The 12,708-nt window shown below is 70.9% G+C and carries 12 protein-coding genes; 7 read left to right on the top strand and 5 right to left on the bottom strand.

Translation table 11 applies throughout. The features are described from left to right. The first annotated feature begins 220 nt into the window (after positions 1-220). Both holA and GA0115233_RS01145 read left to right on the top strand, forming a co-directional pair. Positions 221-1,207 (top strand): DNA polymerase III subunit delta, encoded by a 987-nt coding sequence (holA, locus tag GA0115233_RS01140; protein ID WP_218063393.1) that lies wholly within the window; start codon positions 221-223, stop codon positions 1,205-1,207. Positions 1,208-1,277: 70 nt separating this feature from the next. Next, entirely contained in the window at positions 1,278-1,673 is a 396-nt protein-coding gene (locus tag GA0115233_RS01145) for a nuclear transport factor 2 family protein (RefSeq protein WP_093718120.1), read from the top strand. 212 nt (positions 1,674-1,885) lie between these two features. On the opposite strand, the gene rpsT is transcribed toward GA0115233_RS01145, so the two are convergent. After that, positions 1,886-2,152, bottom strand: a complete 267-nt coding sequence (gene rpsT / locus GA0115233_RS01150) for a 30S ribosomal protein S20 (RefSeq protein WP_009188551.1) — start codon at positions 2,150-2,152, stop codon at positions 1,886-1,888. Between the two features lie 243 nt (positions 2,153-2,395). Here rpsT and lepA point away from each other — a divergent pair, with 243 nt between their 5' ends. Next, on the top strand, positions 2,396-4,264 hold the full coding sequence (gene lepA, locus GA0115233_RS01155) for a translation elongation factor 4 (protein WP_093718121.1): 1,869 nt from the start codon (positions 2,396-2,398) through the stop codon (positions 4,262-4,264). A gap of 273 nt (positions 4,265-4,537) precedes the next feature. Next, the gene (locus GA0115233_RS01160) at positions 4,538-6,412 is read left to right on the top strand and encodes an AMP-dependent synthetase/ligase (RefSeq protein ID WP_093718284.1); all 1,875 of its coding nucleotides are present in this window, start codon (positions 4,538-4,540) and stop codon (positions 6,410-6,412) included. A gap of 27 nt (positions 6,413-6,439) precedes the next feature. On the opposite strand, the gene GA0115233_RS01165 is transcribed toward GA0115233_RS01160, so the two are convergent. Together GA0115233_RS01165 and GA0115233_RS01170 are read right to left on the bottom strand one after the other, a co-directional pair. Further along, on the bottom strand, positions 6,440-6,940 hold the full coding sequence (locus GA0115233_RS01165; RefSeq protein WP_093718122.1) for a response regulator: 501 nt from the start codon (positions 6,938-6,940) through the stop codon (positions 6,440-6,442). Next, positions 6,937-7,116, bottom strand: coding sequence for a hypothetical protein (locus GA0115233_RS01170; protein WP_141689461.1), 180 nt, complete (start codon positions 7,114-7,116; stop codon positions 6,937-6,939). Before GA0115233_RS01170 ends, GA0115233_RS01165 begins: the two co-directional genes overlap by 4 nt. 184 nt (positions 7,117-7,300) lie before the next feature. On the opposite strand from GA0115233_RS01170, the gene GA0115233_RS01175 reads away from it, so the two are divergent. The 3 genes from GA0115233_RS01175 (at position 7,301) to GA0115233_RS01185 (ending at position 11,119) form a co-directional block, all read left to right on the top strand. Next, entirely contained in the window at positions 7,301-9,184 is a 1,884-nt protein-coding gene (locus GA0115233_RS01175) for an ATP-binding SpoIIE family protein phosphatase (protein ID WP_093718124.1), read from the top strand. A gap of 27 nt (positions 9,185-9,211) precedes the next feature. Continuing rightward, complete coding sequence (hemW, locus tag GA0115233_RS01180) at positions 9,212-10,444, top strand: radical SAM family heme chaperone HemW (RefSeq protein ID WP_093718125.1); 1,233 nt, start codon at positions 9,212-9,214, stop codon at positions 10,442-10,444. Between the two features lie 102 nt (positions 10,445-10,546). Beyond that, positions 10,547-11,119, top strand: a complete 573-nt coding sequence (locus GA0115233_RS01185; protein WP_093718126.1) for a Uma2 family endonuclease — start codon at positions 10,547-10,549, stop codon at positions 11,117-11,119. On the opposite strand, the gene GA0115233_RS01190 is transcribed toward GA0115233_RS01185, so the two are convergent. Both GA0115233_RS01190 and GA0115233_RS01195 read right to left on the bottom strand, forming a co-directional pair. Further along, the gene (locus GA0115233_RS01190; protein WP_093718127.1) at positions 11,103-11,912 is read right to left on the bottom strand and encodes a DUF3097 domain-containing protein; all 810 of its coding nucleotides are present in this window, start codon (positions 11,910-11,912) and stop codon (positions 11,103-11,105) included. The two genes, GA0115233_RS01185 and GA0115233_RS01190, sit on opposite strands and share 17 nt — an antisense overlap. A 34-nt stretch (positions 11,913-11,946) precedes the next feature. Beyond that, on the bottom strand, positions 11,947-12,672 hold the full coding sequence (locus GA0115233_RS01195) for an MBL fold metallo-hydrolase (RefSeq protein ID WP_093718128.1): 726 nt from the start codon (positions 12,670-12,672) through the stop codon (positions 11,947-11,949). Positions 12,673-12,708 lie beyond the last annotated feature (36 nt).

Raw genomic sequence — 12,708 nt, forward strand, 5'->3', positions numbered from 1 at the left:
CCTGCCGTCCCGCCCGCCATGGGGCTCCGCCCCTGCCGCCCCGCCCGCCGTGGCGCCTCGCCCCTGATGTGCCGCCTGCCATGGGCCCCGCCCCTGCCGCCCCGCCCGCCGTGGCGCCTCGCCCCTGATGTGGCGCCCTGCGTCGTCCCGCCCCGTGGTCTCGTCCTGTCGCGGGCGTCGTCGGGACGGGCTGTCAGTCCCCCGTGACATGCTTGTTCCGATGGCCAAGAAATCTGCTGCTGATGATCCGCTCGCTCCTGTGACCGTTGCTGTCGGGCAGGAGGAGTTGTTGCTCGATCGGGCCGTGCAGGAGGTGGTGCGGGCGGCGAAGGCCGCTGACGCCGATACCGATGTGCGGGAGCTGGGGCCGGAGCAGTTGCAGCCGGGGACGCTGGCCGAGCTGACCAGTCCCTCGCTGTTCGCCGAGCGCAAGGTCGTCGTCGTGCGCAACTCGCAGGATCTCGGCGCCGACACCGTCAAGGACGTCAAGGCGTATCTCGCGGCGCCCGCCGAGGAGATCACCCTGGTGCTGATCCACGCCGGTGGCGCCAAGGGCAAGGGGCTGCTCGACGCCGCGCGGAAGGCCGGGGCGCGGGAGGTGGCGTGCCCGAAGATGACCAAGCCCGCCGACCGGCTGGCCTTCGTGCGGCAGGAGTTCCGGGCCACCGGGCGGTCCGCGACGCCGGAGGCGTGCCAGGCGCTCGTGGACGCCATCGGCAGCGATCTGCGGGAGCTGGCGTCCGCCGTCAGTCAGCTGGTCGCCGATGTCGAGGGGACCATCGACGAGGCCGTCGTCGGGCGGTACTACACCGGCCGTGCCGAGGCCTCCAGCTTCACCGTCGCCGACCGGGCCGTGGAGGGCCGTACGGCCGAGGCGCTGGAGGCGCTGCGCTGGTCCCTGGCCACCGGCGTCGCCCCCGTGCTGATCACCAGCGCCCTCGCCCAGGGCGTGAGGGCCATCGGCAAGCTCTCCTCCGCGCGCGGCGGCCGCCCCGCCGACCTCGCCCGTGAGCTTGGCATGCCCCCCTGGAAGATCGACCGGGTGCGCCAGCAGATGCGCGGCTGGACCCCGGACGGCGTCGCCGTGGCGCTGCGTGCCGTCGCCGAGGCGGACGCCGGGGTCAAGGGCGGCGGGGACGATCCCGAGTACGCCCTGGAGAAGGCCGTCGTCACCATCGCGCGGGCCGCCCGCTCCAGAGGACGCTGACCCGGCCGCGGGGGAAAATGGTCCTTGTCAGCCGCCCATCCGCCGGAAAGCAGGAAAGGTGGCGGTAACCATGGCTGAACACCCCCACGTAACGCTCGTCCGCAAGGGATACGAGGCCTTCGGACGCGGTGACATGGCAGCGCTGCGCGAACTGCTGACGTCGGACTGTACGCACCACGTACCCGGCAACCACATGCTCTCCGGTGACTACAAGGGCCGGGACGCGATCATCGAGATGTACGGCCGGCTCGCCGAGGAGACGGACGGCACGGTGCGGGTCGAACCGCGCTCCTACATGGTCGACGGCCGCGGCCATGTCGTGGCCTTCCACCACGTCTCCGCCACCCGCAAGGGCAAGCGGATCGAGGAGGACGGCTGCATCGTCTTCCGGATCGTCGGGGACAAAGTCACCGACCTCGACGAATGCATCGAGGATCTCGACGCGTCCCAGGAGTTCTGGAGCTGAGGCGGGCAGCGACACGCCGAAGGCCCCGGTACCCGTCCTGGGGAAGGACAGGTACCGGGGCCTCCGGTTCACGATGTCGAGCCCGTACCCGCGTGGCGAACGCAGGCCGCGTACGGGCTCAGGGTGCCGGTCGGGGGCGGATGAGAGAGGGCCCGCCCGGGGTCCCACCGGCGGCTGGACCCGGCATGCCGGGTCCGTCAGACCAGAAGGGTTCAGCCCTTGAGCGCGGCGACCTTCGAAGCAAGCGCCGACTTCTTGTTGGCGGCCTGGTTCTTGTGGATGACGCCCTTGGAGACGGCCTTGTCGAGCTGACGCGCGGCAGCGCGCTGGTACTCGGTGGCCTTCTCGACGTCACCCGCGGCAGCGGCCTCGCGGGCCTTGCGGATCGCGGTCTTCAGGGAGGACTTGACGGCCTTGTTGCGCAGCCGAGCCTTCTCGTTGGTCTTGATCCGCTTGATCTGGGACTTGATGTTCGCCACGAATGAGCCTTCACAGGTTCAGGCACGGGACCGCACGGGACCCGTACCGGTGATTTTCTTGGGGTGTGCCTCGCGCTGAGAGGGCATGAGACACAGCCACCCAGACTACCAGCGGCCCAGCATGCGGCCCAAACCGGTCTCCGGTCGCCGCCCGTGGGACCATGGAGCCTACGTATAGACCCGATCGTTGTTCCGACCCGAGACCGCAGACGGCTGCGGACGCCTCAAGAATCAGGACCCTGCGTGCCCGCGATCCCTAGCCATGTGCCCGAGCCGAGCCGTACCGACCCGGCTCTGATCCGCAATTTCTGCATCATCGCGCACATCGACCACGGCAAGTCCACGCTCGCCGACCGGATGCTCCAGCTGACCGGAGTGGTCGAGCAGCGGCAGATGCGCGCTCAGTACCTCGACCGCATGGACATCGAGCGCGAGCGCGGCATCACCATCAAGTCCCAGGCCGTGCGTCTGCCCTGGGCGCCCACCACGGACCCGGGCAACACGCACATCCTCAACATGATCGACACCCCCGGGCACGTCGACTTCACCTACGAGGTCTCCCGGTCGCTCGCCGCGTGCGAGGGGACCATCCTCCTGGTGGACGCCGCCCAGGGCATCGAGGCCCAGACCCTCGCCAACCTCTACCTGGCGATGGAGAACGACCTCACGATCATCCCCGTGCTGAACAAGATCGACCTGCCGGCCGCGCAGCCCGAGAAGTTCGCCGAGGAGCTGGCCAACCTGGTCGGCTGCGACCCGAGCGACGTGCTGAAGGTCTCGGCCAAGACGGGCCTGGGCGTGGAGGCGCTGCTGGACAAGGTCGTCGCCGAGATCCCGGCCCCGGTCGGCGTCAAGGACGCCCCCGCCCGCGCGATGATCTTCGACTCGGTCTACGACTCCTACCGCGGTGTCGTCACCTACGTCCGTGTCATCGACGGCCAGCTCAACAAGCGCGAGCGCATCAGGATGATGTCGACCGGCGCCACCCACGAGCTGCTGGAGATCGGCACCAACTCGCCGGAGATGCTCCCGGCCGACGGTCTCGGCGTCGGCGAGGTGGGCTATCTGATCACCGGTGTGAAGGACGTCCGCCAGTCCAAGGTCGGTGACACCGTCACCAGCCAGGCCAAGGGCGCCACGGAGCCGCTGGGCGGCTACAAGGACCCCAAGCCGATGGTCTTCTCGGGCCTGTATCCGCTGGACGGCTCGGACTACCCGGAGCTGCGCGAGGCGCTGGACAAGCTCCAGCTCAACGACGCCGCCCTGGTCTACGAGCCGGAGACCTCCGCGGCCCTCGGCTTCGGCTTCCGTGTCGGCTTCCTCGGTCTGCTGCACCTGGACGTGATCCGGGAGCGGCTGGAGCGCGAGTTCGGCCTCGACCTGATCGCCACCGCGCCGAACGTGGTCTACCGGGTCGTGATGGAGGACGGCAGCGAGCACACCGTCACCAACCCGAGCGAGTTCCCCGAGGGCAAGATCAACGAGGTGTACGAGCCGGTCGTACGCGCCACGATCCTCGCGCCCACCGAGTTCATCGGCTCGATCATGGAGCTGTGCCAGACCCGGCGCGGCACCCTTCTCGGTATGGACTACCTGTCCGAGGACCGCGTGGAGATCCGCTACACGCTCCCGCTCGCCGAGATCGTCTTCGACTTCTTCGACCAGCTGAAGTCCAAGACGCGCGGCTACGCCTCCCTGGACTACGAGCCCACCGGCGAGCAGACGTCCAGCCTGGTCAAGGTCGACATCCTGCTGCACGGCGACAAGGTCGACGCCTTCTCCGCGATCACCCACCGGGACCAGGCGTACGCGTACGGCGTGCGGCTGGTGGCCAAGCTCAAGGAGCTGATCCCGCGGCAGGCGTTCGAGGTGCCGGTGCAGGCGGCCATCGGCTCCCGGGTGATCGCCCGCGAGACCATCCGCGCCATCCGCAAGGACGTCCTCGCCAAGTGCTACGGCGGTGACATCTCCCGTAAGCGCAAGCTGCTGGAGAAGCAGAAGGAAGGCAAGAAGCGGATGAAGATGGTGGGTTCCGTGGAAGTTCCGCAGGAGGCCTTCATCGCCGTGCTGAGCAGTGATGACAGCGCGGGGTCGGGCAAGAGCAAGAAGTAACCGCCGGTTACAGCCGCTCAGCTCGGCAAAAAGGGCACTCAGGGGTCCGTCGTACGAAAGTGCGGCGGGCCTCTGCCCATGTCGGGGGCGCGTCTCTGTAGGAAGTGACAGGGCGCGGGCTCTTACCCTTCGGGCGGTCGAGCCTTACTCTGATCCCTGCTCGATAGTTACTCGTGAGTTAAACAAGCATGCGAGTGTGAGTGGAACGAACACGCGTGTGTGAACCAGCCGCAGCCTGAGCCAGCCGCAATGTCGCGGGCCCCGGAGGATGTCGTGAGCGACGCACAGACCTTGATCGAGAACCGTCCGCCGAGCGTGGCGGCCCTCTTCCTGGAGCGCGTGGCCGCCACGCCGGACGCGGAGGCGTACCGGTATCCGGTGCCGAACCCGGCCGGTGAGGGACCGGACGAGTGGAAGTCGCTGACCTGGGGCCAGGCCGCCGAGCGCGTCTACGCGATCGCCGCCGGCCTGATCGAGCTGGGCGTGCAGCCCGAGCAGCGGGTGGCGCTGGCCTCCTCGACCCGGATCGAGTGGATCCTCGTCGACCTCGGCATCATGTGCGCGGGCGCGGCCACCACCACCATCTACCCGCAGACCAACGCGGACGAGTCGGCGTTCATCCTCTCCGACTCCGAGAGCCGGGTGCTGATCGCCGAGGACGCCGCCCAGGTGGCCAAGGCCGTCGAGAAGCGCGAGGAGCTGCCCGCCCTCACCCATGTCGTGGTGATCGACCCGGCCGGGGTGGAGACCTCCGACTGGATCCTCACCCTGGACGAGCTCCAGAAGCGCGGCGCCGCCCGGCTGGAGAAGGAGGGCGAGCTGGTCCGCAAGCGGGTCGAGGCCATCACCAAGGACCAGCTCGCCACGCTCATCTACACCTCCGGCACCACCGGCCGTCCCAAGGGCGTGCGCCTGCCGCACGACAACTGGGCCTACATGGCCAAGGCCATCCCCGCGACCGGTCTGGTCGGCCCGGAGGACGTGCAGTACCTGTGGCTGCCGCTCGCCCACGTCTTCGGCAAGGTGCTCACCTCCGGCCAGATCGAGGTCGGCCATGTCACCGCCGTCGACGGCCGCGTCGACAAGATCATCGAGAATCTGCCGGTCGTCCAGCCGACCTACATGGCGGCCGTGCCGCGCATCTTCGAGAAGGTCTACAACGGCGTCGCAGCCAAGGCCCGCGCGGGCGGCGCGGCCAAGTACAAGATCTTCCAGTGGGCGGCCGGTGTGGCCCGTGAGTACGCCAAGGTCAGCCAGGACAACTTCCGGCGCACCGGCACCGCCTCGGTGCCCTTCGGGCTCGGCGCCAAGCACAAGGTCGCCGACGCCCTCGTCTACTCCAAGCTGCGCGAGGCGTTCGGCGGCAAGCTGCGCGCCTGTGTCTCCGGCTCGGTCGCGCTCGCCCCGGAGATCGGTTACTTCTTCGCCGGCGCCGGCATCCACATCCTGGAGGGCTACGGCCTGACCGAGTCCTCCGCCGCGTCCTTCGTGAACCCGGGCGAGGCCTACCGCACCGGCACCGTCGGCAAGCCGGTCCCGGGCTGTGAGGTCCGTATCGCCGACGACGGCGAGATCCTGCTGCGCGGCCCCGGCATCATGGAGGGCTACCACGGGCTGCCCGAGAAGACGGCCGAGGTGCTGGAGCCGGACGGCTGGTTCCACACCGGTGACATCGGCGAGCTGTCGCCCGACGGCTACCTGCGGATCACCGACCGCAAGAAGGACCTGTTCAAGACCTCCGGCGGCAAGTACATCGCGCCGACGGAGATCGAGGGCTCCTTCAAGGCGGTGTGCCCCTTCGTCTCCAACATCCTGGTGCACGGCGCCGACCGGAACTTCTGCACCGCGCTCATCGCCCTGGACGAGCCCGCGATCATGGGCTGGGCCGAGGAGAACGGGCTCGGCGGGAAGACCTACGCGGAGGTCGTGGCCGCGCCGGAGACCGTCGCGATGATCGACGGCTATGTGAAGCGGCTCAACGAGGGCCTGCAGCGCTGGCAGACCATCAAGAAGTTCCGGCTGCTGCCGCGCGACCTCGACGTGGAGCACGGCGAGATCACGCCCAGCCTGAAGCTGAAGCGGCCGGTCGTGGAGCGGGAGTACGCGCATCTCATCGAGGAGATGTACGAGGGGACCCGCGAGGCGTAAGGAGCCGTACGGGAGGGACCCGCGCGGCTAGCCGGTCGTCGTGGCCGGTCGCGCGGGTTCCCCCGACGCCTCCACCAGCGCCCGGAGTTCCCGGACCTCGGCCCGCAGCGCCTCCAACTGAAGCTGCTTGCTGTGCAGTTCCAGGAACACCCGCACCTTCGCCCTGAGCACCCACGGGTCGAAGGGCTTGGTGACGTAGTCGGCCGCGCCGGTCGCGTAGCCGCGGAACGCGACGCCCGCGTCGTCGTCCGCTCCGGTGAGGAAGATGATCGGGACGTCCTTCGTCTGGTCCAGGCGTTTGATGTTCGCCGCTGTCTCGAAGCCGTCCATGCCGGGCATCCGGATGTCCATCAGGACCAGGGCGAAGCGGCGGCGCAGCAGTGCCTTCATCGCCTCCTCGCCGGAACGGGCGCGCACCAGCGGCCGGTTGAGCGAGGCGAGCACCGCCTCCAGGGCGATGAGGTTGTCCTCCATGTCGTCGACGAGCAGGATCCCGGCGCGGCTGTCGTGGGCGTCTGTGGCGTTCATGATGTGGCCTCGTCGGCTTCCTCCGGGTCCAGCAGCGCGCAGACGGCGGTGAGCAGCCGGTCCACGTCCACCGGTTTGGGTACGTAGTCGTTGGCGCCGCACACGATGGACCTGCCCCGGCCGCCGGGGATCGCTTTCGCGGTCAACGCGAAGACGGTGCGGATGTCGTCGTCCACGATCAGCACCCGTCGCCCGACGCAGATCCGATGCTCGAATCTGTCCGTTTTCGAGCACGCGTGTACCACTGTTCTCACTCATGGCGGCCCGATTCGGTAACTCGGTGCTTATGGGCGTGGTCAGTCTGTCACTCTGTCCGCGTCCACTGAGGCGTATTCGCACGAACCGTTCGGGGAGCTGTCCATGAGTGCCATTCCGACGCAACGGGAGACCGCTTCCCTTGCCTCTGATGCGCACGCCCCCTCCGACGCCTCCGTGCTCCCCCGCGCATGGAGTCACGCGAGCCTGCCCGGAAGCTCCCTCGCGCCGGGCTCCGCCCGCGCCCTGGTGCGCGGCGCCCTCGCCGAGTGGGCCGAACTCGGCGTGCCCGGCACCGAGCACCACACCCCGCGGCTCGTCGAGGACGCCATCCTGGTCGTCAGCGAACTCGTCACCAATGCCGTCGTGCACGCCGGGACCGACATCGAGCTGGTGTGCCGGGCGGAGGAGGCGACCGGCGCGATCGTCGTCGAGGTCTCCGACCGCCACCCCGGGCGCGCCCCGCGCGACGGCGCGGCGGAACCGGCGCACGACACCCCGGAGTACGGCCGCGGCCTGAACCTGGTCGCCCGCCTCGCCGAGTCCTGGGGTGTCACCTACCGCACCGGGGTGAAGACGGTCTGGGCCCGGCTGCCCGCCGAGGAGGACCCCGAGGAGTTCGGACCGCTCGGCGGCCCCCGCCCCTCCGCGCTGCCCGGCCCCGGACCGCACCGCTTCGAACGCGACCAGGACTGGCTCAACCGCGGCGCCCTCTCCTTCCTCGCCGAGGCCTCCGACCTGCTCGCCGGACAGCTCGACGAGAACCTGGTCGCCGCGCTCACCGGCCAGCTGCTGGTGCCGCGGCTCGCCGACTGGTGCGCGGTGTGGCTGGAGGACGAGGTCACCGGCCGCGGCTGGCCGCTGCCCGGCGCCGCGGGCACCGGACCCCGGCTCGCCCGGGTCTGGCACGGCAGCGAGAACCGCATCGAGGAACTGCGCCGGGCCCTGGAGAAGGACCCGCCGCGACCGCCCGGCGACCTGCGCTCCGGGCCCGAAGGGCACCCCTGGCCCGGTGAGGCGCTGGGCCCCGGGGAGGCCGTCGGCACGGCGCTGTCGTACCGGCTGATCGCGGGCGGCCGTCCGCTCGGCACGCTCGTCATCGGGCGGGCCGGTCCGGCGGGGTTCCCGGACGAGGTCACCGGGCTCGTGGAGGACCTCGGCCGCCGGGTCGCGCTCGCCATCGGCGCGGCCCGGCAGTACGCCCGGCAGGCCACCATCAGCGCCGTCCTCCAGCGCGGACTGCTGCCCGGCGCGGTCGCCGAGATACCGGGGGTGAGCAGCGCCCTGGTCTACGAGCCCTGCGACAAGGGCGGCCCCAGCGGCGACTTCTACGACCTGTTCCCGGCCGGGGACGGCCGCTGGTGCTTCGCGGTCGGCGACGTACAGGGCAAGGGGCCGGAGGCCGCGGTGGTGATCGGCCTGGCCCGGCCCTGGCTGCGGCTGCTGGCCCGCGAGGGGTACCGGGTCGCGGACGTCCTCGACCGGCTCAACCAGCTCCTCCTCGACGACGCCACCGAGGCCGCCGACGCCGGCGCCCGCGCGCTCGTCGGCCCCGCCGCGCCCGGCGACGGCCCGCAGACGCGGTTCCTGTCCCTGCTCTACGGCGAGCTGGTCCCCTTCGACGGCGGAGTGCGCTGCACCCTCGCCTCCGCCGGGCACCCGCTGCCGCTGTTACTCGGCCCCGACGGCGCCGTCCGCACCGCCGCGCAGCCGCAGACCCTGCTCGGCGTCGTCGAGGACGCCACGTACACCAGCGAGACCTTCGAGCTGCTTCCCGGCGACAGCCTGCTCTGCGTCACCGACGGCGTCACCGAGCGCCGCAGCGGCTCCCGCCAGTTCGACGACGGAGACGGCCTCGCGACCGCCCTGGCGGGCTGCGCGGGCCTGAGCGCCCAGTCCATAGCGGAACGCATCCGCCGGCTCGTGCACGAGTTCGGAGGCCCGACCCCCGAGGACGATCTGGCGCTGCTGGTGCTCCAGGCGGACTAGCACCCGGCGTACTGGACAATGGGGGACATGCCTTCCGCACTCCCCGACGGTGAGCCCGTGCCCGACGACGGCTCGCTGCCCGGTTCCGCCCTCGTCGGCGCCGCCGACCGGCCCCTCGGCTTCTACCTGCACGTCCCGTACTGCGCGACCCGCTGCGGGTACTGCGACTTCAACACCTACACCGCGACCGAGCTGCGCGGCACGGGCGGAGTGCTGGCGTCCCGCGACAACTACGCCGACACCCTGGTCGAGGAGATCCGGCTGGCGCGCAAGGTGCTCGGGGAGGACCCGCGCGAGGTGCGCACGGTGTTCGTCGGCGGCGGCACACCGACCCTGCTCGCCGCCGACGACCTGGTACGGATGCTCGCCGCGATCCGGGACGAGTTCGGGCTCGCCGCCGACGCCGAGATCACCACCGAGGCCAACCCCGAGTCGGTGGACCCGGCCTACCTCGCCCGGCTGCGCGAGGGCGGCTTCAACCGGGTCTCCTTCGGGATGCAGAGCGCCCGGCAGCACGTCCTGAAGGTGCTGGACCGCACCCACACGCCCGGCCGCCCCGAGGCCTGCGTGGCGGAGGCCCGCGCGGCGGGCTTCGAACACGTCAACCTGGACCTGATCTACGGCACCCCCGGCGAGTCCGACGACGACTGGCGGGCCTCCCTGGAGGCCGCGCTCGGCGCCGGGCCCGACCACATCAGCGCCTACGCCCTGATCGTCGAGGAGGGCACCCAGCTCGCCCGCCGCATCCGCCGCGGCGAGGTCCCGATGACCGACGACGACGTCCACGCCGACCGCTACCTCATCGCCGAGTCGGTCCTGTCCGAGGCCGGATTCGACTGGTACGAGGTCTCCAACTGGGCCACCTCCGAGTCCGCCCGCTGCCTGCACAACGAGCTGTACTGGCGGGGCGCCGACTGGTGGGGCGCGGGGCCGGGGGCGCACAGCCACGTGGGCGGGGTGCGCTGGTGGAACGTGAAGCATCCGGGCGCGTACGCGGCGGCGCTGGCGGCGGGACGGTCGCCGGGGGCGGGGCGCGAGCTGCTGTCGGAGGAGGACCGGCGCGTGGAGCGGATCCTGCTGGAGCTGCGGCTGCGGGAGGGGGTGCCGCTGGAGCTGCTGCGGGAGACGGGGCTTGCGGCCTCCCGCAGGGCGCTGGGGGAGGGGCTGCTGGAGGACGGGCCGTACGCGGAGGGGCGGGCCGTGCTGACGTTGCGGGGGCGGCTGCTGGCGGACGCGGTGGTGAGGGATCTGGTGGACTGATCACTCGGGCGAGCGAATCGGTGCGGGACCTCGGTTCGGTCCCTAACCTGGTTCGTAAGCTGTCGCCGTGAGTGCGGCGACAGGAAGCGGAGGGCCACGGAGATGACCGCTGTGGATGATCGCCGGGTGCACACAGCCTTCGAGAACCTTGAGGTTCCGGAGGGCTTCAAGGCTGAGCTCATCCGGGGGGAAATCGTGATGATGGCCGGGCCCGACAAGGTCCACAACCGCATCGTTCAGTCCGTCCAGGACCAGATCCCGGCCGATCGATGGGAGCGGCTGCAGACTCAGGACGTGGCCTTCCCCGCTGAAGACAGCGAGCCTCAGCCGGATCTCGTGGTGATGGAGATCGGCGCCGATGACAGCCCGGGACGCCTCGTCCCCGGACCGGCTGTGACGATGTTGGTAGAGGTCGTCTCCAAGACCAGTGTCCACCGGGACTATGTCGAGAAGCGCTCGATCTACGCTGCTGGACGTGTCGCGGTCTACCTGATCATCGACCCCTTCGAGGCCCAGTGCCTGGTGCTGACAGAGCCGACCGGTACAGGCTTGTCAGCGGACTACCAGTCGAAGCGGACCCGCAAGTTCGGCGACCCGGTGCCGCTGCCCATTATCGGCATCGAGCTCGACACCAGCGGGTTCGGGACTCTGCCGCCCCTCAGGGCTGCACCGTGACGAAGTCGATCAGTTCCTCCACCCGCCCCAGCAGCTCCGGCTCCAGGTCCTTGTAGGAGGTCACCCGCTTCAGGATCGCCTGCCACACCGCGCCGGTGTTCTCCGACGGCCAGCCCAGCGCCCGGCACACCCCCGTCTTCCAGTCCTGCCCGTGGGGGATTTTCGGCCAACCCGCGATGCCCAGGGCCGACGGCTTCACCGCCTCCCAGATGTCGATGTACGGGTGGCCGACGACCAGGGCGTGCTCGCTGGTCACCGACTGGGCGATCCGCCACTCCTTCGTGCCGGGGACGAGGTGGTCCACCAGGATCCCGAGCCGCGCGTCCGGGCCCGGCGCGAAGTCCTCGACGATCGACGGCAGGTCGTCGACGCCCTCCAGGTACTCCACGACCACGCCCTCGATGCGCAGGTCGTCGCCCCAGACCTTCTCCACCAGCTCGGCGTCGTGGCGGCCCTCGACATAGATGCGCCCGGCGCGGGCCACACGGGCGCGGGCGCCGGGGACGGCGACCGAACCGGAGGCGGTGCGGCTGGGGCGTACGGGGGCGGCGGACGACGGGCGTACGAGGGTCACCACCCTGCCCTCCAGCAGGAACCCGCGCGGCTCCAGCGGGAACACCCGGTGCTTGCCGAAGCGGTCCTCCAGCGTCACCGTGCCCGCCTCGCAGCGGATCACCGCGCCGCAGAACCCGGTGCCGGGCTCCTCCACCACCAGGCCCGGCTCCGCCGCGACCTCGGGAACGGGCTTCGGCTTCTTCCACGGCGGGGTCAGATCGGCGGAGTACTGGCGCATTCGGATGACGATAGGAGAACCGGCCGCCCGGGTCCTACGACACGCCGAAACGCGCCGCCAGCGCGTCCCGCTGCCCCCGTACGAACGCCGCGTCCACCACCGCTCCGTGACCGGGCACGTACCGCGCGTCCGGGCCGCCGAGGGACAGCAGCCGGTCCAGGGCGTCCGGCCAGCGCGACGGCACCGCGTCCGGCCCGGCCTGCGGCTCGCCCGACTCCTCCACGAGGTCGCCGCAGAACACCACCTCCGGGCTGCCCGGCACCAGGACCACCAGGTCGTGGGCGGTGTGCCCGGGGCCGACGTTCGCCAGCAGCACCTGGCGGCCGGGGCCGAGGTCCAGGGTCCACTCGCCGGAGACGTGGTGCCTGGGCGGCACCAGCACCTCCACCGCCTCGTCGGCCACGCGCGCGTCCAGCCCGTTCCGTACCGCGTCCGCCCGCAGCTCCGCCCGGCCGTGCGGCCCGTACACCGCGTCGACGCCCACCGCGCCGTACACCTCCGCCCCCGCGAAGGCCGCCGCCCCGAAGACATGGTCGAAGTGCGGATGGGTCAGCGCGAGATGGGTCACACGGTGACCGGCCAGTTCCTCCGCCGCCAGCCTGAGCCGCGCCCCCTCGGCCGGGCTCGACCCCGCGTCGACCATCAGCGCCGTACCCTCGCCGAGGACCAGCCCCACCGTGCAGTCCCAGCCCGGCAGCCGGCAGCGGCCCACCCCCGTCGCGACCTGCTCCCACCCGAGGTCTTCCCAAGTCACCGTCATACGGCGACGCTAGCGTCACAGGACCGGCCTTGCCCG

It is taken from the genome of Streptomyces sp. DI166, assembly GCF_900091315.1.
In the GTDB taxonomy this organism is placed as follows: domain Bacteria; phylum Actinomycetota; class Actinomycetes; order Streptomycetales; family Streptomycetaceae; genus Streptomyces; species Streptomyces fuscus.

Bases quoted from the DNA above. Each gene is read 5' to 3' on its own strand.
- GA0115233_RS01190 (WP_093718127.1), bottom strand. From the start codon at position 11,912: ATGCGCCAGTACTCCGCCGATCTGACCCCGCCGTGGAAGAAGCCGAAG.
- GA0115233_RS01175 (WP_093718124.1), top strand. From the start codon at position 7,301: ATGAGTGCCATTCCGACGCAACGGGAGACCGCTTCCCTTGCCTCTGAT.
- GA0115233_RS01145 (WP_093718120.1), top strand. From the start codon at position 1,278: ATGGCTGAACACCCCCACGTAACGCTCGTCCGCAAGGGATACGAGGCC.
- holA (WP_218063393.1), top strand. From the start codon at position 221: ATGGCCAAGAAATCTGCTGCTGATGATCCGCTCGCTCCTGTGACCGTT.
- GA0115233_RS01195 (WP_093718128.1), bottom strand. From the start codon at position 12,672: ATGACGGTGACTTGGGAAGACCTCGGGTGGGAGCAGGTCGCGACGGGG.
- GA0115233_RS01165 (WP_093718122.1), bottom strand. From the start codon at position 6,940: ATGAACGCCACAGACGCCCACGACAGCCGCGCCGGGATCCTGCTCGTC.
- hemW (WP_093718125.1), top strand. From the start codon at position 9,212: ATGCCTTCCGCACTCCCCGACGGTGAGCCCGTGCCCGACGACGGCTCG.
- GA0115233_RS01185 (WP_093718126.1), top strand. From the start codon at position 10,547: ATGACCGCTGTGGATGATCGCCGGGTGCACACAGCCTTCGAGAACCTT.